The sequence below is a fragment of the Thiosocius teredinicola genome (assembly GCF_002009425.1).
In the GTDB taxonomy this organism is placed as follows: domain Bacteria; phylum Pseudomonadota; class Gammaproteobacteria; order Chromatiales; family Chromatiaceae; genus Thiosocius; species Thiosocius teredinicola.
On record NZ_CP019936.1, the window covers coordinates 514241 to 534033 of the forward strand.

Below are 19793 nucleotides of genomic sequence, written 5' to 3' on the forward strand. Positions count from 1 at the left end.
GGCAAAATACCCGGCAAATCGCGATGATGTGACCGCGCCGGTGGCCGATTGCCGGCTGAATGCAAGAAACGGGTGGTTAGACGCTGTCGCGCCTTATAAATTCACTGCGATGGACGGATTGATCGAACTCACCGATGCCGGCTGCGACGTGCAGTCTGCGGAGACCTTTCGGCGCATCGAGCGCGCAATAGCCTTTTTGCGCGACAACCGGCACGCGCAGCCGGCCTTGCCCGAATTGGCTGCGTATCTCGGATTGAGCGCCTCGCAGACCCAGCGCCTGTTCAGCCGGTGGGCCGGCATCAGCCCCAAACGCTTCTTACAGTTTCTGACCGTCGAATACGCAAAATCGCGTATGCGTGAGACCGGCGACCTGTTGGGTCTGGCCCTGGACAGCGGCCTGTCCGGACCTGGCCGCCTGCACGACCTGTTCGTCAACATGGAGGCGATGTCGCCGGGTGAATTCAAGCAGGCTGCCGCCGGTGCCGACATCCGCTACGGTTTCGGCGATTCGCCGTTCGGCCAGGCCTTGGTGGCGTTCACCGCACGCGGCATCTGTCATCTGTCGTTCGTTGCCGAGGGCGATGAGTCGGCAGCGCTGCAGGCGTTGACGTCGACCTGGTCCCAGGCCAACTGGATTGAAGACACGTCGGCGAGCGGGCAACTGCTGAAACGCATCTTTGCGGCCGGGCAACCACCGAACGGCAATTTATCGCTGTGGGTCAGCGGTACCAACTTCCAGATCCAGGTGTGGCGCGCGATGTTGCAGATTCCCTCGGCGGGCCTGCTCAGTTACCGGCAGCTTGCAGACCTGCTGGGCATGCCGAAAGCGGCGCGTGCTGTCGGCAGTGCCGTGGCGCGCAACCCGGTAGCCTTTTTGATCCCCTGTCACCGCGTACTGCGAGAGAGCGGCGAGTTCGGCATCTACCACTGGGGCCGCGAGCGCAAGATGGCGATGTGCGGTTGGGAGTCTGCCGTCGAGGAACTAGCGATCAACGACCGCGGGCGTCCAGGCGGCGCAGGAACTCGCGCATGATGCGCCGATAGAGTTCGATGCCGAGCACCTTGTCCTCGACACCGGCGTCGATGTTGGGGTTGTCGTTGACCTCGATCACCATCACCTTGCGCCCGATCTGTTTCAGGTCGACGCCATACAGTCCATTGCCGATCGCAGCGGCCGCTTTGAGTGCCGTCTGCACGACGGCGTTCGGCAATTCGTCGAGCGGCAATGTGTCGAACCCACCTTCGCGCACCTTGCCTTTCGAATGGTCGGCGATTTGCCAGTGGCCGCGCGCCATATAGTAGCGACAGCCGTAGAGCACCTCGCCGTTGAGCAGGCCGATACGCCAGTCGAAATCGGTCGGGGTGTAGGCCTGCGCCAGGATCAGTTCCGAATCGCGAAACAGCTGCGCGGCCTTTTCCTCGAATGCGGTGCGGTCCGCCACCTTGAATACCCCGGTGGAGAAGGCGCCATCGGGGATCTTCAGCACCATGGGGTAGCCGAGCTGTTCTTCGGCACGATCGAGTTCGTCACGGCTGACCACAACGCTCGGCGGGATCGCCACCTTTTGCCGTGCCAGCAGTTCGGCCAGATAGATCTTGTTGGTGCAACGCAGGATTGAATCGGGGTCGTCGATCACCACCAGCCCTTCCGATGCCGCACGGTGAGCAAAGCGGTAGGTGTGATGGTTGACGTTGGTGGTCTCTCGGATCAGCAGCGCATCGAACTCGGCAATGCGGCCATAGTCGCGTGAGGTGATCAGTTCGGCGTCGATGCCCAGCGTTCGCGCGGCACGGATGAACTGCGCCAGCGCGCGCCGGTTGGACGGTGCCAGGGTTTCGTCCGGGTCGTACAAGATCGCCAGGTCGTAGCGCATGTTGCGCTTGCCGCGCACCGAGCGCCACGGGCGGCGCAGGTAGCCGGCCATCGCCTCGAAAAACAGGTCTTCCTGGTTGGCCTTCAAGGCCTTGAGCCCGACGCTGCGGATGCCTTTGATATGCCACACCTTGCCGCGCTTGAATTCGACCTTGATCAGTGGGCAGCGGAAGGTCTCGAACAGTGCCTTCGCCAGTTGGCGGAAACCTTTTACCTCGCATTCGCCGAAACAGATCAGCAACTCGAACCGCGTGACCTCGGTGGGTTGATCGCGGAACAGCTTGGCGACGCGCTTGTCGAGATCGGCCAGTTCGCTGCCGTACAGAGCCTTGCGACTGAGATCCTGCAGTGTGCGGACGGCAGGGATCACCTTGTGCCCGCGCGCCTCAGCAAGCAGCGAGGCGTAGTACCCCGGGCTGTGGTATTCGGTGTCGCGGCACAGATTGAGAACGCGCAGATTTCGCTTGTTCGACCATGTCGGGTCGACCAGGTAGTCGCGCACGGCCACGACCGGGTAGTCGGGAAAATCGTTTTTCCACTGACTCATTGCATCGACAAGAATGACATGGTCGCTCATCGGGCATCCTCCGCCTTTATCAGTACCACTGCCTGCAGACCTTTCTTACCGTAGCGCGCCATCTGTGCGAATTGGCTGCGACCGATCGGCATGTTGATCGAATCAATCGACGTCTCGCCGTCGTCGTAGTCGACGAACGGATCGTTGACATAGATGAAGTGTTCATCGAAACCGCTGACCACCACCCAGTGCGGCGATTTCTCGTTGTAGATCTGCCACGAACTGATCAGCACGATCGGCACGGCGCCGTCGTCGAATGCCGCTTCGAGGGCGTCGGCACCCAGCACATCGAAATGCACCGGTATGCGAAACTCGGCGATCTCGCGTTCCATGTCTTGCTGCACCAGTGTTATCACTTCCTTTTTTTCCGGGCTGCGGACGCTGTCGATCATCTGGATACCACGATCGTTAACCCATATCTCGACGCCGAAGCCGCGCTTGTGCGCGGCCAACGCCAAGCCGTAGGGGCCGCAGCCGCCCAACCCGGAGGTCATGAACACGGTGGTCGCTTCGCGCCACAGCTTGATCTCTTGGATGCGACTGGTCTGGGTCTCAGGGCGCAGCGTCTGCATGGCCATGAGCAGGCAGGCCGGGCCGCAGGTGAAGTCGAGCGTCTGTTCGTACCACGGCACGCGGTCAAGGCGCGGCTTGAGTCGCGCGTCGAGTGCCTTCTCGTAGCGCCACGCGTCCATGTGATCGGCGTAGTAGTCGGCAAAGCTGCCGAAACGGCGATAGCCGAGCGATTCGAACAGAGCGATCGATGCCGCGTTGTCCTTACGGATCTCCAGCCGCATCCAGGCGCGCTCTTCGCGCCACGCCTCGGCCTCGGCGCGCTCGACCATCTTGCTGGCGATGCCTTTGCCGCGCGCCTCGGGCGCGACGGCGATCGAATACAGCCGCGCGGTCGCCGTTCCACGGCTGAACAGCACGACCAGGCTGGCGACAATGGCGCTCTCGTGGTCGGCCACCAGCAAGGCGGCATGACCCTTGTTCAACAGGTGACGGAACTGGCGGCGGCTGATGCGATCGTCGTCGAAGCAGCGATTTTCGAGCGCGACCATCGCGTCGAGATCTTCAAGTGTTGCGGGGCGGATCGACACCGTTGGCAGCAGCTCCAGGCAGGGCAAAAAGTGAGCGCGTATTTACGGACAGAAATGGCAGGCACGCAAGTGAAATAATAGGACCATACAGGTATTCATTGAGCAAGCCGGGGTTTGGCCCTAAAGTCCGCGCTGCCCGCTGCGTGCAAGGAGCTCACCGCCTATGTCGCAAAACCCCTCTCCGCGCTTGGCCCATGCGGTTTTGCTCGGTCATCGCATCAACGTTCGCCCACTGCTGCAGACGCCGCATCTGTCCGGAGCGCCGGTTGCCGTCGAAGTCAGCGGCGGCGGCCTGGCCGTCGTCTTGCGCTTCGGTGTAGTCGTGTTCTTCGACGTGTCGCCGATCGGGCAGACGCAATTCATCGACGCCTTGCGACCGTATGTGTCCGAGCCGATAGACCAGGGCGAGTTCGAGACCTTGGAGTTCACTGTCGAAAGCGGCAGCGAGTTGTTGCATGAAGGCGTGTTGTTGCTCGACAACGATGAACTGCCGACTTTGCAGGTGGTCGCCGATGTGCTGGCCAAGAGCGTTGTGCTCGACCACCACGAGCACCTGGTGGCGGCGACGTTCGATCGGGTTGAACCCCTGGCCGAACAATTGAGCAGCGGCAGCCATCGCATCCGTCAGTCACGCAGCCTGGTGGCGCATATCGGCGAGATGCTGCGGGTACAACACCGCATGGTCGGGCGTGCTGAGATCGGCGAGAAACCCGACATCATCTGGGAGCATCCCGACCGTGAGCGTCTGTTCGTCCGCCTCGAGCAGGAGTTCGAGATCCGCGAGCGGCGCAGTGCGCTCGACCGCAAGCTCAATCTGATCAGCACCACCGCAGAAACCCTGCTCGATCTGGTGCAGGCGCAACGCACCCTGCGCGTCGAGTGGTATATCGTTATTTTGATCGTGGTAGAAATCGGCCTGACACTTTACGAACTCTTTCTACACTAAGCGAAGATGCTTTGATCACGGAGGACAGTCATGTCCAAACCGTATATCGCGGATACCAAGCCCAAAGCCGTTGAACTGAAGGCCGGCGAAACCGTCTGGTGGTGTTCATGCGGTCGTTCAAAGAACCAGCCGTTTTGCGATGGTTCGCACCAGGGGACCGATTTCACCCCGGTCAAGTTCACCGCCGACAAGGACGACAGCTACTACTTCTGCCAATGCAAGCAGACCGGCAGTCCGCCGCTGTGCGACGGTTCGCACAAGAAGATCAGCGACGCCGAGCTGGAAGAGCAGGACGGCTTGAAGACCGTTTGGTACAAGGTGGCCGAGCGCGATGACCTGCGCGAAGGCGGCGTACTTGCCGTGCAGGCGGGCAGCCAGAGCATCGCGTTGACGCTGTTCAACGGCGAGCTGGGTGCGTTGGACAACGCCTGCCCACACCAGGGCGGCCCGCTGGGCGAGGGCAGCATCGAGTGCGAAGACGAAGGCGGAGACTGCTGGCTGCGCTGCCCTTGGCACGGGTGGGACTTTCATCCCCTGACCGGCAAATCGCCCGGCTCACATGATGACGGCGTGCCGACCTTCCCGGTCGAGCAGCGCGACGACGGCATCTATGTTGCGGTCAAGGAGTCGGACGTACACCAGCGCACGGTGACCGATCTGATGGTGGAGACCATGGTGAACTGGGGTGTGACCCACGTGTTCGGCATGGTCGGCCACTCCAATCTCGGCCTGGCCGATGCGTTACGCCGCCAGGAAGGCAAAGGCCGGCTGCAATACATCGGCATACGCCACGAGGGTGCCGCGTCTTTTGCCGCGTCGGGCTACGCCAAACTCAGCGGCGTGCCCGCAGCGTGCATGAGCATCGCCGGCCCGGGTGCGACCAATATGCTGACCGGCCTGTGGGATGCCAAGGTCGACCGCGCACCTGTGTTGGCATTGACTGGGCAGGTCGATGCGCAGGTGCTCGGCCCCGGCGCATTCCAAGAGATCGATCTGGCCTCGGCCTATGCGCCGGCCGCCCGCTTCAGCCAGACCGTGATGTGTGACTCGCGACATGCCGAGTTGATGAACCTGGCGTGCAAGCACGCCATCGTGCAGCGTGACGTCGCCCACCTGATCTTTCCCGACGATGTGCAGACCCAGGCAGTGGACGAGGATGCCCCGGCGGGCAGCTCGCAAGGCCGGCTGGGCGATCGTGGCATGCTGCCGGCGACCGAAGGTCTGGCGCTCGCGCTCGACAAACTCAAGCAGGCAAAGCGGCCGGCGATCATTGTCGGCTACGGTGCCGTGGGACGGATGGAACCGATCCTGACGTTGGCGGAGAAGCTGCATGCGCCGGTGCTGACGACATTCAAGGCGAAAGGGCAGATAGCCGACGATCATCCGCTGGCTGCCGGTGTGCTCGGCCGCAGCGGTACGCCGGTGGCAAGCTGGTGCATGAACGAAAGCGACCTGTTGATCGTGTTCGGTGCGAGTTTTTCCAATCACACCGGCATTGCGGCCAACAAGCCGATCATTCAGGTCGACTTCGATCCGATGACGCTCGGCAAGTTTCATCCGGTCGAAATTCCCTTGTTGGGGGAAATCGGGTTGACTGCCGAATGGTTGTGGCGCGCCTTGCCGGAGGATACCGGCTCAGCGGACCAGCGCGACGACCTTGCCGAACGCTGGCGTATCTGGCGCGACGAGAAGGCCGCGCGCCGCGAGCGTGAAAGCGATAAGGGGCTGAGTGCGGCATTGTTGTTCGAAGTGTTGTCGAAGGTGACGCCGAGCGATGCCGTGTTGGCCGTGGATGTCGGCAACAACACCTATTCCTTCGGTCGCTATTTCGAGGCCCGGGGGCAACGCGTATTGATGTCCGGTTACCTCGGGTCAATCGGGTTCGCCTTTCCGGCGGCGATGGGCGCCTGGGCGGCGACGCAGGCGCAGAGTACCTACCGCGGTCGCAAGGTGATCTCGATCAGCGGCGATGGCGGTTTCGGGCAGTACATGGCGGAGTTCACGACGGCCGTGAAATACGGCATGAACATCACCCATGTCCTGCTAAACAACGACGAGCTCGGAAAGATCAGCAAAGAGCAACGCGCCGGCCACTGGCCCGTCTGGCAGACAGGTCTGCGCAACCCGGATTTCGCCGCCTATGCGAAGAGCTGCGGTGGCCTCGGTATCCGCGTGAGCAGCAAAGATGAGTTGGAGGAGGCGCTGAAACGTGCCATCGCCTACGACGGGCCGGCACTGGTCGATGTGATCTCGGATCCGGAGCTCATCTGATGCGCTACGAGGAGTCGGTTGGACAAAGTGATGGCGAACTGCCGGTCTATTCGCAATCCGACGGTTTGCATTTCATGCTCAATTTCACCGTCGCATTGGCCTTGCTGATCGGCCTGGGCCTGTTGTACCTGGGCATGCGAGGGCGGGTGTTGTGGCTCAAGGTGTGGAGTGCCGGGCTGGTCGTGTTCAGCGTGGCTTATCTCGTCGCGGCGAGTACCGGCCATATCCGCTAGCCGCGCTGCCGGCAGTCGATGATGACTGCCGGCCAAGAATACCTGCAGTCAATGCCTGTGCTTGGCAATCCAGCGATGAATGGTGCTGCGGTGGATACCCAACTGGCGTGCCGCTGCGCTCACACAGCCGTCGCATTCGACCAATGCCTGTTCAATCGCATCGCGCGTCTTGGTCTGCAAGGTGTTGTCCGCTTGCCGCTCTACCGCCTGTTGTTTGTGCCGGTTGCGAATCTCGGTCGGCAGGCGTTCGACGGCAATGATGTCTCCCGGGCTGGAAAGCGCAATCAAGGTGCGTAGCACGCTCGTCAGCTGGCGCAGGTTGCCGGGCCAGTCGTAATCGCTCAGTGCCTGAACTGCTTCGTCATCGAGCGCGATTTCGCCCTTGCCGAGATCCCGCATCAACGATTCGATCAGGCGTGGGCGCCCGTTACGTTCACGCAGCGGTGGCAGGTTCAGCGTGAAATCCTGGATGCGGTAGAACAGGTCGGCGCGAAACTCGCCGGCCTCGACCATGGTCTGCAGATCACGGTTGGTGGCGCACACCAGTGCGAAATCGACGCTGACCGGTTGGCCGCCGCCAAGCGGGACGACATTCTTCTCTTGCAGCACGCGCAACAGCCGGGCCTGCAGGGCCAACGGCATGTCGCCGATCTCATCGAGAAACAGGATGCCGCCATCGGCTTCACGGATACGCCCCGGCATACCTTTGCGCCGTGCGTCGGTAAAGGCCCCGCCCTGGTAGCCGAACAGTTCCGATTCGATCAGAGATTCAGGCAAGGCGGCGCAGTTCACCGCAACGAACGCGCCATGGCTGCGCGCGCTGACGGCGTGCAGTTGGCGTGCAAATACTTCCTTGCCGGTACCTGTTTCACCGTTGACCAAGACCGCAATGCCGGCGTCCAGCACGCGCTTGGCATCGGTGAGCTTGGCAGCGCAATCATCGTCGAAATAACAGGGCTCGCCGGTTGGTGCCTGCAGTGGCCTGATAGCCACCGGTGATTTGCGCTCTTGCTGCACAACGCCGTGCATCTGTTGGCCGTCGCGGCCGCGAATCACCTTCGGTTGATTGCTGGCCGGAAGTTGCAGCCATTGCTCGGCACTGGTGTCGAGAAGGTCCTGCCAATCCGCTCCGAGCAACTGCAGCGCGGCCCGGTTTGCGCCGACGATACGATCCTCGTCGAGCAGCAACACGCCCTCGCGATGGGTGTTCAGCAATTCGGGCGAAGGATGGAAACGCAACACGCCGTTGTTCTGCGCCTGTGTAAGGCTCAAGCGATGTTCGATGATCTGAATCGCAAGGCGCACCATGCCGAGCGCCTGTGCATGCAGGTTCTCCGAATCACCCGATACATCGAGTACGCCGAGCATCTCGCCACGCGGCGACAGAATGGGCGCGGCAGCGCAGCTCAAGATGCCGTTGGCTTCGAGGTAGTGTTGCCTGCCACGTACCGAGACGGCTTGTTGTTCTGCGAGCGCCGTGCCGATCGCGTTGGTGCCGCGTCCGTCTTCCGACCAGTACACGCCGGGCTGCAGCGCTACCTGTTGAGCGGTGCGCAAGAAGTTCAACGCGCCAACGGCATCCAGGATGAGACCATCGCGGTCGGCAAGCACAACAAGGCTGTCACCGTCCGAAACCAGTTCAGCCAGTGCATCCATCTCGGGTCGTACGATCCGACGAAGCTGACCACGCATCTCGCGGCGTTCATTCAGCAGCGACAAATCGACATGTTCTGCCGGCGGTGCGTCGGCGTTGTCCAGGCGACGCGCACAGCGCTGCCATGAACGCTCGATGACGTCCGGCACCAATCCATTAGGACTGCGTCCCTTGTCGAAAAACAGGCGGCGTGCGGCATCCGTGTCGGCCGGTATGGGACCGAAAGTCGGCATCGGTTATTCCTCCTGTCACTGTCGCCGTCGCTTTGCGCGACGGTCATGGTGTCGCATGTTGCGACACTCGTATTGTGCTTATCGATACGGCCAAGCGGATACCCGAGACTACTGCTGTCGACCACGTAGCGCAACACCACACTAAGCGGTTGTTTTGTTGACGATTGCGCTTTTTGTGTACTGCAGCATATGCCGTCGTGGCACGGTTTCTGCGATTGCGGCAGGCGGTAGCCGATGGGCTGCCGGCTATCCGTAGGAGGAAAAAACTATGTCAACCAACGTCGTCGAAGTCAGCACCTTGGGTGCCGAACTGCCGTTTAAGAAACGCTATCAGAATTTCATTAATGGGCAGTGGGTAGAACCGGAGAGTGGTGAATACTTCGAGAACATCTCGCCGGTCACCGGCCGCCCGATCTGCGAGGTACCGCGTTCCAACGCCGATGATGTCGAACGTGCACTCGATGCCGCGCATGCGGCCAAAGACGCGTGGGGCAAAAAGTCCCCGGCAGAACGCGCAGTGATCCTGAACCGCATTGCCGATCGCATCGAAGAAAACCTCGAACTGATTGCCACCGCCGAAACCTGGGACAACGGTAAACCGATCCGCGAGACGCTCGCCGCGGATATCCCCCTGGCAATCGATCACTTCCGTTACTTCGCTGCCTGCGTGCGCGCTGAAGAAGGCGGTATCTCCGAGATCGACCACGAGACCTATGCGTATCACTTCAAGGAGCCGTTGGGCGTGGTCGGTCAGATCATCCCGTGGAACTTCCCGATCCTGATGGCGACCTGGAAGCTGGCGCCGGCGTTGGCCGCCGGCAACTGCGTGGTATTGAAACCGGCGGAACAAACCCCGGCGTCGATCCTGGTTGTGATGGAGCTCATCGCCGACCTGTTGCCGCCCGGCGTGGTCAACGTGGTGAACGGCTTCGGTGTCGAGGCCGGCAAGCCGCTTGCCTCGTCGCCGCGTATCGCCAAGGTTGCGTTCACCGGTGAAACCACCACCGGCCGCTTGATCATGCAGTACGCATCGCAGAACCTGATCCCGGTAACGCTGGAGCTGGGCGGCAAGTCGCCGAACATCTTCTTCCCGGACGTGTGCGAGAAAGACGACAGCTTCTTCGACAAAGCCATCGAGGGCTTCGTGTTGTTTGCATTGAACCAGGGCGAAGTGTGCACCTGCCCGTCGCGCGCGTTGATCCACGAGTCGATCTATGACCAGTTCATGGAGCGTGCATTGCAGCGCGTTGCAGCTATCAAGCAGGGCAACCCGCTGGATAAGAGCACGATGATCGGTGCACAGGCATCGCAGGAGCAGATGGACAAGATCCTGTCTTATATCGATCTCGGTCGTCAGGAAGGTGCAGAGTGCCTGGCAGGTGGCGAGCGCAACCAGCTCGAAGGCCAACTGGAAGACGGTTATTACATCAAGCCGACCGTATTCAAAGGCAACAACAAGATGCGGATCTTCCAGGAAGAGATCTTCGGCCCCGTGGTATCGGTGACCACCTTCAAGGACTACGATGAAGCGCTCGAGATCGCCAACGACACCCTATACGGTCTTGGCGCAGGCGTCTGGACGCGCGATTCGAATACCGCGTTCCGCGCAGGTCGTGCGATCCAGGCAGGACGCGTATGGACCAATTGCTACCACGCCTACCCGGCACACGCAGCATTCGGTGGTTACAAGCAATCGGGCATCGGTCGTGAAAATCACAAGATGATGCTCGACCACTACCAGCAAACCAAAAACCTGTTGGTGAGCTACAGCGAATCACCGCTGGGTTTCTTCTGAGTCGATTGAAGCATAGTCGATAGTGGCTGCCCCTCTTCGTTGCGGCGAAGAGGGGCTATTTGTTCTGATCGATGGAGGTTGTCATGGATACGCGACGCGTAACCGCGACTGATGCGGCCCTGGCGTTGATCGAGAAGTTGAAGAAGCGCCACGGTGATTTGATGTTTCACCAGTCAGGCGGTTGTTGCGACGGCAGTGCGCCGATGTGTTACCAGCGTGGCGAACTGCAGGTGGGCGACCAGGACGTGCTGCTCGGTGAGATCGGCGATACGCCTTTCTACATGAGTGCATCACAGTTCGACTACTGGAAGCACACCCAGTTGATCATCGATGTGGTCGACGGACGTGGCGGGATGTTTTCGCTCGAAGGGCCAGAAGGCAAACGCTTTCTCACGCGATCCCGCTTGTTCACCGACGAAGAATGGCAACAAATCAAGGGCGACGATGGACCTTCGTTCACTGCCGTTGCGAGTCGCCCTTTGCCGACCTAAGTTCAACCCTGTGTTGCCCATGGCCGACAAGAGCGCACCAGTGTCGGCAAGTGACAAAGCGGCTCAGCGGCTGTCTGTTGCGCCGAGTTGCACCGCCACCCGTCTGATGTCGTCCGTCTCGACGAGGTCGAAGCCCGAGGTCAGCAGGCGTCGGATCAACGGCAGTTCATTGGCCGTGTACGCCACCCACTTCCAGTTGCCTTGCCAGAGTGGCGTGCCTTCTTCGAGCCGCAGGTGGTTTACAAAAATGTAATCGGGTCTGAGGTCCAGACAACGTTGTTGTTCGGCGTCGGACCATTCCGTGAGAATGAATCCGATCGGTAATGATGTCTCGCTGCGAACGTAGCGGAGCGTCGAATAGTCGAACGAGATGATGATGCACTGGCCGATCGCCGCCTTGAGTGCATCGACAACCAGGCGGACAGTTTCTTGTTCGCCAAACGCCTCGATTGCCTCGAGCTTGATCTCGACGAACGCGTGGGCCGATGGCCATTGCGCTACCAGCTGGGCGAAGGTCGATAGCGGGGCAATCCGTAGTTGTGAGAATGCATCCGCGAAGCGCTTCGGATAACCCGCCGAAAGTCGAGAGATTACATCGAAGGTGGTGTCGACGACCTGGTAGTCGACGCCGGTAAGCCGCAGGGTCGATGAGTCGTGACACAGCACGGGAACCCGGTCGGCCGTTATTTGTACGTCGGTTTCGACCCATTGCGCGCCGGCCTCCAACGCAGCTTCGAAGCCGGTTAGCGAGTTTTCGGGTATCTGCAGTGGTTGGCCGCGGTGGGCGACGAGTCGTGGATCGAATGTCGGCATGTGCGGTAGTCCCCCGCGGTCGATGCTGCTGGATTCTACACTTCGTCGCTCGCCAATTGCCTGGCAGATTTGATTGCGTGGATCACGCCGAACAGCACGGCGCCCACGATCAGGCCGACCAACAGCTCAGCCGCAAGCGACGGCAGCATCTCAAGCGCGTGGTGCACCCAATCGATGTTGTGCACGAACATGCCGCCGCCGACGAGCAGCATCGCGATCGTGCCGATCACGCCAAGCAGACGAATCACCTTGGGCAGGGCCACCACCAGGTTCTTGCCGCTGAAGTGCATGAACTTGGAGGCAAAGCCGGTTGTCTCTTTGGCGCGGTCGATCAGGTACACGCCGGTATCGTCCATGCGTACCAACAGCGCCACGACACCGTACACGCCGACGGTTGCCAGCAAGGCAATGAAGCTGACGACGAGGATGCGAATCATCAGGGTCTGTTCAATCACGGTTTCGAGCGCGATGACGATGATCTCGATCGACAGGATGAAGTCGGTGCGGATCGCACCTTTGATCTTTGACGCCTCGCGCTCAACGATCTCTTTCGGTTCGGCCGTCTGTTCTGCAGCCACTACTTGCTTCTCGTGCGGGAAGAACCATTCCCAGACCTTCTCGGCGCCTTCGTAGCTCAGGTAGGCCCCGCCGAGCAGCAGGATCGGCACGATCAGCCAGGGAACGTAGGCGCTCAGCAGAAAGGCGATCGGCAGGATGATTGCTTTATTGACCAGCGATCCCTTGGTGATCGCCCAGATTACCGGCAGCTCTCGACTGGCGTGAAAACCGGTCGCCTTCTCGGCGTTGACCGCCAGATCGTCTCCCAGCAGGCCGGCGGTTTTCTTGGCTGCGACTTTGCTGAGTACGGCTGCGTCGTCGAGCAGGGTCGCGACGTCGTCGAAGATTGCGAAAATTCCGCTGGCCATGGCGTGTACATCCAGTGTGCAGTCGTGATCGAAAACGGAAAAGCCCGAATGGCTAAGCCGTCCGCAGTCTAATCGCGGGTAGAGACGAAGACAAATTCGCCGCCGGCGTGTGCAAGTGGGCAAGAACGGTCGATTTGCAGCGGCGCTTTCAGTTCGTCGCCACGGGATTCACGTAGTGAACCTGCAGCACGAACATGGTCACCGCGCCGCCCGGCGTGTGCACCGTGACCTCGTCGTCGATTCTGCGCTTGAGCAGCGCGCGCGCCATCGGCGAATCGATGCTGATCCAGTTACGCTTGGGGTCGAACTCGTCGGCGCCAACGATGCGGTAGACGATCTCGTCGCCTTCCTCGTTTTCCAGCGTGACCCAGGCGCCGAAGAATATCTGGTCGGTGCCTTCGGGGTGTGCATCAACCACCTTGAGGTCGGGAATGCGTTTTTGCAGGTAGCGGATGCGCCGATCGAGTTCGCGCAATTGTTTCTTACGGTAGATGTACTCGGCGTTCTCCGAGCGGTCGCCCTCGGCTGCGGCGGCAGACAAGTGCTTGACCACCTTGCGGCGCTTCTTCCACAACGCATCCTGTTCTTCGTGCAGGGCGGTCCAGCCGTCGCGCGTGATGTAGGGCGATTTGGCAGGCGCCGGTGGTCTGTGGCGGCTCATGTGCCGAAGGCTCCGTGCGTCACCAGCCAGAGATAGAACAGGAACACAACCACGCCGACGCCGCCCATGATCCAGGGTCCGCGCAGACTTTTTTCGGCTGTCGCCGGCCGACGCCGAATGTCGCGCGCCCACAGCAAAGCGCCGAGTACCAGCGCGAGACCGAGAAACACCCGGCTAGTCTCCGCACCGGAGACCGGCCCGGCGGACTACGTGTGCGAAGCGCATGGTGAACGCGCGGAGCGACATCAAAACTGGCCGGTCTTGATCATCACCAGGGTGCAGGCCTCGAACCATTCGATACCGGCGTCGTCCAGCTTCGACTGGATAAGGCTGCTCTCGGTGCCCGGGTTGAAGATCACGCGCCCGGGCTTGAGTTGCACGATCTCGTCGGCTTGTGGTTCGAGCAGCTTGGGCCCGACATACAGCGTCAGGGTATGGACTTCGCTGTCGATCGCATCGAGGCTGTGGGTGACCGGCAAAGACTCGATCTCGTCGAATCGCGGGTGCACCGGAGTAATGCGATATCCGTGCTGTTGCAACAGGCGGATACATTGGTTGGCATAGCGCGCAGGCTTGGGGCTGGCGCCCAGCACCGCGACGTGATGGTCGGTGTTACTCATGTCGATATCCGTTAAATGATCTTTGCCGAGATATTAACCTTGAGCCAATGTGGCTGTCGTTGGCCGCTTATCACCGTAAAATGCGGGGAAACCAAACTAAGCGTCGGAGAGTTCTGTATGTTGGGTTCAGCGGTGTTGCTGCATGTGATCTCGGTGGTGATCTGGGTTGGCGGGATGTTCTTCGCCTATGTGGTGCTGCGTCCGGTGGCGGCCAGTCAGTTGGAGCCTCCGGTACGGCTCACGCTGTGGGTCGGCGTATTCCGCAACTTTTTTCCGTGGGTGTGGGTGTGTATTGCCGTCATCCTGGCGACCGGGCTGTGGATGATCTTCGGCTTCTTCGGCGGTATGGGCGCCGTCGCGCTGTACGTTCACGCGATGTTCGGCCTCGGCATCCTGATGATGCTGATCTTCTTCCATGTCTTCTTTGCACCGTTCGGGCGACTGAAGAAAGCAGTAGCTGCGCAGGACTGGCCCGCGGGCGGCAAGGCCCTGGCGCAGATCCGTATGCTGGTCGGCATCAACACCATTATCGGCCTGGTCACGATCGCCATTGCGGCCGCCGGCCGTTACCTGGTACCGGCATAAGGCAAAGCCGGTACAACCGGGGCGCATATTTTGTCGCTTTGCGCCCCGGTGTCTCAGGGTCGCCAGGTAAAGTCCAGAATTTAAAGTATATTCCGGCCGTTCGGCCGGACATAAATCCACATTAATTCTGTCGTCGGCGGGATTTCATCAGACCGTTCGCCTTTGCCGCCTATCTTTAAAAAGGTAGTACCAGAGGTAAACGAAAATGACCGATATCCAGAGCCTGTTGGGCGACGAGGCCGAGTATCTGCTTGCCCACCGTTGTGAAACCATTCCGCAAGACACCATCCACGTGCCGGGCGGGGACTATGTCGACCGGGTCGTCTCGCAGTCCGACCGCAAACCGGGTGTGCTGCGAGGTCTGCAGACGCTGATCGACCATGGTCGTCTCGGCGGCACTGGCTATCTCTCGATCCTTCCCGTCGACCAGGGTGTAGAGCACTCGGGCGGTGCATCGTTCGCGCCGAACCCGATGTTCTTCGATCCGGAAAACATCATTCAGCTCGCCATGGCCGGCGGCTGCAACGCGGTGGCATCGACGCTCGGCGTGCTCGGTTCGGTCGGTCGGCGCTATGCGCACAAGATCCCGTTCCTGGTGAAGATCAACCACAACGAGTTGCTGACCCATCCCAACATCTTCGACCAGACCCTGTTCGCCAGCGTTGAGCAGGCATTCGACATGGGCGCGGTCGCGGTCGGTGCGACCATCTACTTCGGCGCGCCCGAGTCGCGGCGTCAGATCATGGAGATCAGCGAGGCGTTTCATCGGGCGCACGAGCTGGGCATGGTGACGGTGTTGTGGGCCTATCTGCGCAACAACGCGTTCAAGAAGGATGGCGTCGATTACCATGAGTCGGCCGACCTGACCGGCCAGGCAAATCACCTGGCGGTGACGATCGAGGCCGACATCGTCAAGCAGAAACAGGCGACCTGCAACGGCGGCTACAAGGCGGTCGGATTCGGCAAGACGCACCCGAAGGTCTACGAGGATCTGACCAGCGATCACCCGATCGACCTGGTGCGCTACCAGGTGGCGAACTGCTACATGGGGCGCATCGGCATGATCAACTCGGGCGGGCCGTCGGGCCAGGATGATCTGCACCAGGCGGTGCGCACCGCGGTAATCAACAAGCGCGCCGGCGGCATGGGATTGATCTCCGGGCGCAAGGCGTTCCAAAAGCCGATGGACGAGGGCGTGAAGTTGCTCAATGCCATCCAGGATGTCTACCTGTCGGATCAGGTCACTATCGCCTGACAGTACAACGCGTGCCGGACACCGAACCCCGAGGTTTGGTACGCTGGCGCGCGTATGGTGGACCATTTTCACAGCAAGCACAGCCTGGTCGCGTGTCACGAATGCGATGAGCTGCAACGCCTGCCGGCCGAGCGGGAGCGCGGACGTGTGCGCTGTCTGCGCTGCGGCTGCGTGCTGCACCATGCCGGCAGGGACGCGATCGCTGCGCCGCTGGCTTTGGGCTTGGCGGCGCTGGTGCTGTTCGTTCTGAGCAACGCCTTTCCGCTGCTCGACTTCGGTCTGCACGGCCGCCACGACAGCACCTATCTGCTGGCCGGTATCCGCGAACTGTTCAACCAGGACATGCCGTTGCTGGCCAGCGTCGTGTTGTTCACCACGATCATCGCGCCGTTGCTGCACATCTCGCTGTTGATCTACCTGTATCTGCCGTTGGCCTTGGGCAGGCGGCCGCCGGCGTTCGCCAAGGCCTTGCGCCTGGTACAGACCATCCTGCCGTGGAGCATGCTCGAGATCTTTCTGCTCGGGGTGCTGGTCGCCGGCGTGAAACTGGCCGAACAGGCGACGATCGTCGCCGGCCCTGCGGCATGGTCGCTGGGCCTGTTGGTGTTCGTGTTGAGCGCGGCCGCTACCCAGGTGCATCCGCAACGGCTGTGGGAGCGGGTTGCATGAGTGCCGCCAGTCACAGCCTCGCGGGTAACCATCTCGCCTGCCATACCTGCGGCCTGGTCAGTCGCCATCCCGAGGTGTTGACAGCGCGGCTGAGCTGCCCGCGTTGCGGTGTCGAACTGCACCATCGCATCCCGCGCAGCGTGTCGCGGTCGTGGGCCTTCCTGGTCGCGGCGATGATGTTGTACATCCCGGCCAACCTGTTGCCGATCATGCATGTCACTTCGTTGGGCAAAACCCGTTCCGACACGATTCTCAGTGGTGCCGAGTATCTGCTGGTGCACGGCATGTGGCCGCTGGCGCTGATTGTTTTTGTCGCCAGCGTTCTCGTTCCGGTGGTCAAGATCCTGATACTGGCCTACCTGTTGATCTCGGTGCAGCGGCGATCGCCCGGACGCGCGATGGAGCGTCTGCGTCTCTACCGTTTCACCGAATTCGTCGGCCGCTGGTCGATGGTCGATGTGTTCGTGGTCACCGTGTTGGTTGCGCTGGTGCACCTGGGCAACGTCGCCGAGATCGAGGCCGGCCTGGGCGCCGTGTTCTTTGCCGGCGTCGTCGTACTGACCATGTTTGCTGCGCAGACCTTCGATCCTCGCCTGATTTGGGATAACGTCAGAGCCCATGCCGCAAGACACACCACCGAGTGACGAACTGCCCGAAGCGGTCGTCGACGAGCGACGCACCGTATCCCTGGTATGGCTGATCCCGTTGATCGCCGTCATGGCGGCGGTCTGGCTGGGTTACCGCGCCTACCAGCAGCAGGGCCCCTTGGTTACGATCGGGTTTCAGACCGCCGAAGGACTCGAGGCCGGTAAAACGCGGGTCAGGTTCAAGGATGTCGATGTGGGCGTGGTCGAGTCGATCGAACTCAACCCGGATCTGAGTGGTGTGATCGTCAACGCACGCCTGGTCAATCATGTCTCCGATTATCTGAACGACAAGACCCGTTTCTGGGTCGTACGGCCGCGTCTGTCCGGCGGGCAGATCTCGGGCTTGAGCACCTTGCTCGGCGGCACCTTCATCGGTGTCGATCTGACGCCGGACGGCGAATCACGTCGCGAGTTTCAAGGCCTCGAATCACCGCCGATCGTCACCGCGACCGATCCCGGCAAGACCTTCGTATTGCGCACCGAAAACCTCGGCTCGTTGAGCATCGGGTCGCCCTTGTTGTATCGCGGCATCGAGGTGGGGCGAGTCGTCGGCTTCGAGATGCGCGAACCACGCGGGGTCGACGTGCATATCTTCGTCGACACCCCGCACGATAAAAAGGTGTTTCCGGATACGCGTTTCTGGAACATCTCGGGTATGGCGGTATCGCTCGATGCCAATGGCCTGCAGGTCAAAACCGATTCGCTGGCATCGATGCTGTTGGGCGGCGTGGCCTTCGGTAATCCACCCGAGGTCGCCACCGAGGCTCCAGCAGCGGAAGACACCGAGTTTATCCTCTACCCGACGCGCGACATCGCCCTCGAAAGGCGCTTCGAACATCGCCAGAAATGGCGCGTGGCGTTCGAAGGATCGATTCGTGGGCTGTTGCCCGGCGCGCCCGTCGAGTTCAGGGGGATTCGCGTGGGCGAGGTCGTTCGTGCGCACCTGGAGCTCGATCCGGCCAACCAGGATACGCACATCCCGGTCGATATCTTCATCGAGCCCGAGCGGCTCGGCGTTGACGGAATGGACGCCGAACAGTTGAGTGCGGAAGCAACCAGGGGCATCTGGGATGAACTGGTCGCCAACGGGCTGCGTGCACAATTGAAATCGGGCAACCTGCTAACCGGCGCCCTGTACGTCGATCTCGACTTCTATCCCGACAGCCCGAAGCAGGAGATTGCCTGGACCGAAGGCAAGCCGCCGAAGCTGCCGACCGTACCGACCGCGTTCGACGAACTGCGTGGCCTGATGACCAAGCTGGCGAAGCTGCCGTTGGACTCGATGGGCGAGGAATTCAGCGGTAGTCTTGCCGCGATGCGCGCCACACTCGAATCCACCAATCGTCTGCTTGTCCGCCTCGATCGTGAGACCGCGAGCGAGCTCAACAAGACGTTGGCCGAATCACAGAAGGCGCTGGCCGGGCTCAATCAGGTGCTGCGGCCGGATTCGGCATTGCAGGCGCAGGCGCAGCGCGCTTTGCAGGAGTTGAGCGCGGCGGCTCGCTCGTTCCGTATCATGGCCGACTATCTCGAGCGCCATCCCGAGGCGTTGATTCGCGGCAAAGGAGCAGTGCAACAGTGATGGTTCGATTTGCCTTTCCCTGGGTGCTGGCTGGTCTGCTGTCGCTCGCAGCCTGCACCACGACCACGCCGCCATCGAGCTTCTACACGCTGGACCCGGACTATGCGATCAAACCCGACAGCCGCCGCGATCTGACATTGGCCCTGGGGCCGATCTCGATGCCGCAGTACCTCGACCGGCCACAGATCGTTACCCGCGAAGGCGGCAACCGCCTCAAGGTCGACGAGTTCAATCGCTGGGGCGGGTCGCTCGAGGAAGAGATCGCCGGTGTGCTGGCGCATCGCCTCAACGGCCGCCTCGGCACACATCGCATCTATGACTACCCGAGTCGGGTCGGCAGCAATACCGACTACCGGATCGCGCTCGATATCCGTCGCCTGGATGGGCCTTTGGGCGGCGAGCTGCGGCTCGATGTCGCCTGGTCGATCGTCGACGACCGCAGCGGTGCCATCGTGGGTACCGATCAATCGACCTACACCGCGCTCAGCACGGGGGCCGCGTACAGCGACTACGCGGCAACGATCAGCACGTTGCTCGGCGAACTCGGCGATGACCTGGCGAATGCTGTGTTGCAGCTGGTTGCCGAGCAAAGCTCGAACCGACGATAGCCAAAGAAAAAGCCCGCCGTTCGAACACGGCGGGCCAACTCGATAGTCAGGAGGAGTGAGATCCCACGCAACACGTCACTGAGTCGACATGAGGCGTTGGATCTAGTCTGGTTGATGCGCCGAATGCTCGCCTTGATCTTCCTCAATTCATAAACATTTTCTGATTTCTTAATACGGAGATACGCCGCACCACCGTTTTCGGGTATCTTCAATTAGGGATTGCGTCGGTGCCGAGGATTGCCGCAGCAACTCAC

Annotated in this window: 20 protein-coding genes; 12 read left to right on the forward strand and 8 right to left on the reverse strand. The window is 61.1% G+C overall.

All coding sequences use genetic code 11. The features are described from left to right. The first annotated feature begins 109 nt into the window (after window positions 1-109). Window positions 110-1033, forward strand: coding sequence for a methylated-DNA--[protein]-cysteine S-methyltransferase (locus B1781_RS02420; RefSeq protein WP_078118155.1), 924 nt, complete (start codon window positions 110-112; stop codon window positions 1031-1033). Here B1781_RS02420 and B1781_RS02425 read toward each other — a convergent pair. Next, complete coding sequence (locus B1781_RS02425; protein WP_078118156.1) at window positions 990-2450, reverse strand: RimK family protein; 1461 nt, start codon at window positions 2448-2450, stop codon at window positions 990-992. The two genes, B1781_RS02420 and B1781_RS02425, sit on opposite strands and share 44 nt — an antisense overlap. Next, on the reverse strand, window positions 2447-3550 hold the full coding sequence (locus B1781_RS02430) for a GNAT family N-acetyltransferase/peptidase C39 family protein (RefSeq protein WP_334223858.1): 1104 nt from the start codon (window positions 3548-3550) through the stop codon (window positions 2447-2449). Before B1781_RS02430 ends, B1781_RS02425 begins: the two co-directional genes overlap by 4 nt. A 163-nt stretch (window positions 3551-3713) precedes the next feature. Here B1781_RS02430 and B1781_RS02435 point away from each other — a divergent pair, with 163 nt between their 5' ends. The 3 genes from B1781_RS02435 to B1781_RS02445 are packed head-to-tail and all read left to right on the forward strand — an operon-like array spanning window position 3714 to window position 7000. Beyond that, window positions 3714-4496 carry an RMD1 family protein gene (locus tag B1781_RS02435; protein ID WP_078118157.1) on the forward strand — a complete coding sequence of 261 codons (783 nt, stop codon included), beginning with the start codon at window positions 3714-3716 and terminating at the stop codon, window positions 4494-4496. 30 nt (window positions 4497-4526) lie between these two features. Further along, window positions 4527-6767 carry a thiamine pyrophosphate-dependent enzyme gene (locus B1781_RS02440; protein WP_078118158.1) on the forward strand — a complete coding sequence of 747 codons (2241 nt, stop codon included), beginning with the start codon at window positions 4527-4529 and terminating at the stop codon, window positions 6765-6767. Beyond that, window positions 6767-7000 (forward strand): hypothetical protein, encoded by a 234-nt coding sequence (locus B1781_RS02445; RefSeq protein ID WP_078118159.1) that lies wholly within the window; start codon window positions 6767-6769, stop codon window positions 6998-7000. Before B1781_RS02440 ends, B1781_RS02445 begins: the two co-directional genes overlap by 1 nt. A gap of 48 nt (window positions 7001-7048) precedes the next feature. Here the strand turns inward: B1781_RS02445 and B1781_RS02450 are convergent, their stop codons facing one another. Continuing rightward, entirely contained in the window at window positions 7049-8887 is a 1839-nt protein-coding gene (locus tag B1781_RS02450) for a sigma-54-dependent Fis family transcriptional regulator (RefSeq protein ID WP_078118160.1), read from the reverse strand. Between the two features lie 268 nt (window positions 8888-9155). Between B1781_RS02450 and adh the strand changes: the two genes are divergently transcribed. Both adh and B1781_RS02460 read left to right on the forward strand, forming a co-directional pair. Beyond that, complete coding sequence (gene adh / locus B1781_RS02455; RefSeq protein ID WP_078118161.1) at window positions 9156-10682, forward strand: aldehyde dehydrogenase; 1527 nt, start codon at window positions 9156-9158, stop codon at window positions 10680-10682. Between the two features lie 83 nt (window positions 10683-10765). Next, window positions 10766-11173: a DUF779 domain-containing protein gene (locus tag B1781_RS02460; protein ID WP_334223859.1), complete on the forward strand. Its 408-nt coding sequence runs from the start codon at window positions 10766-10768 to the stop codon at window positions 11171-11173. Between the two features lie 63 nt (window positions 11174-11236). On the opposite strand, the gene B1781_RS02465 is transcribed toward B1781_RS02460, so the two are convergent. The 5 genes from B1781_RS02465 to B1781_RS02480 form a co-directional block, all read right to left on the reverse strand. Continuing rightward, the gene (locus tag B1781_RS02465) at window positions 11237-11986 is read right to left on the reverse strand and encodes a glycerophosphodiester phosphodiesterase family protein (protein WP_078118163.1); all 750 of its coding nucleotides are present in this window, start codon (window positions 11984-11986) and stop codon (window positions 11237-11239) included. 35 nt (window positions 11987-12021) lie between these two features. Further along, complete coding sequence (locus B1781_RS02470) at window positions 12022-12912, reverse strand: DUF808 domain-containing protein (RefSeq protein ID WP_078118164.1); 891 nt, start codon at window positions 12910-12912, stop codon at window positions 12022-12024. 148 nt (window positions 12913-13060) lie between these two features. After that, window positions 13061-13573, reverse strand: coding sequence for a transcription elongation factor GreB (gene greB / locus B1781_RS02475; RefSeq protein WP_078118165.1), 513 nt, complete (start codon window positions 13571-13573; stop codon window positions 13061-13063). After that, window positions 13570-13743, reverse strand: a complete 174-nt coding sequence (locus B1781_RS23085) for a hypothetical protein (RefSeq protein ID WP_164513224.1) — start codon at window positions 13741-13743, stop codon at window positions 13570-13572. Before B1781_RS23085 ends, greB begins: the two co-directional genes overlap by 4 nt. A gap of 75 nt (window positions 13744-13818) precedes the next feature. Further along, window positions 13819-14193 carry a CoA-binding protein gene (locus tag B1781_RS02480; protein WP_078118166.1) on the reverse strand — a complete coding sequence of 125 codons (375 nt, stop codon included), beginning with the start codon at window positions 14191-14193 and terminating at the stop codon, window positions 13819-13821. A 117-nt stretch (window positions 14194-14310) separates the two neighbouring features. Between B1781_RS02480 and B1781_RS02485 the strand changes: the two genes are divergently transcribed. The 6 genes from B1781_RS02485 to B1781_RS02510 all read left to right on the forward strand — a co-directional run bounded on the left by B1781_RS02485 (window position 14311) and on the right by B1781_RS02510 (window position 19539). Continuing rightward, window positions 14311-14778 (forward strand): CopD family protein, encoded by a 468-nt coding sequence (locus tag B1781_RS02485; protein ID WP_078118167.1) that lies wholly within the window; start codon window positions 14311-14313, stop codon window positions 14776-14778. Between the two features lie 205 nt (window positions 14779-14983). Continuing rightward, the gene (locus B1781_RS02490; RefSeq protein WP_078118168.1) at window positions 14984-16033 is read left to right on the forward strand and encodes a class I fructose-bisphosphate aldolase; all 1050 of its coding nucleotides are present in this window, start codon (window positions 14984-14986) and stop codon (window positions 16031-16033) included. A gap of 54 nt (window positions 16034-16087) precedes the next feature. Then, window positions 16088-16702, forward strand: coding sequence for a paraquat-inducible protein A (locus tag B1781_RS02495; RefSeq protein WP_078118169.1), 615 nt, complete (start codon window positions 16088-16090; stop codon window positions 16700-16702). Further along, on the forward strand, window positions 16699-17346 hold the full coding sequence (locus tag B1781_RS02500; RefSeq protein WP_078118170.1) for a paraquat-inducible protein A: 648 nt from the start codon (window positions 16699-16701) through the stop codon (window positions 17344-17346). Before B1781_RS02495 ends, B1781_RS02500 begins: the two co-directional genes overlap by 4 nt. Beyond that, entirely contained in the window at window positions 17321-18931 is a 1611-nt protein-coding gene (locus B1781_RS02505; RefSeq protein WP_078118171.1) for a PqiB family protein, read from the forward strand. The genes B1781_RS02500 and B1781_RS02505 overlap by 26 nt, the downstream gene beginning before the upstream one ends. Then, entirely contained in the window at window positions 18931-19539 is a 609-nt protein-coding gene (locus tag B1781_RS02510; protein WP_078118172.1) for a PqiC family protein, read from the forward strand. The genes B1781_RS02505 and B1781_RS02510 overlap by 1 nt, the downstream gene beginning before the upstream one ends. Window positions 19540-19793: the final 254 nt, after the last annotated feature.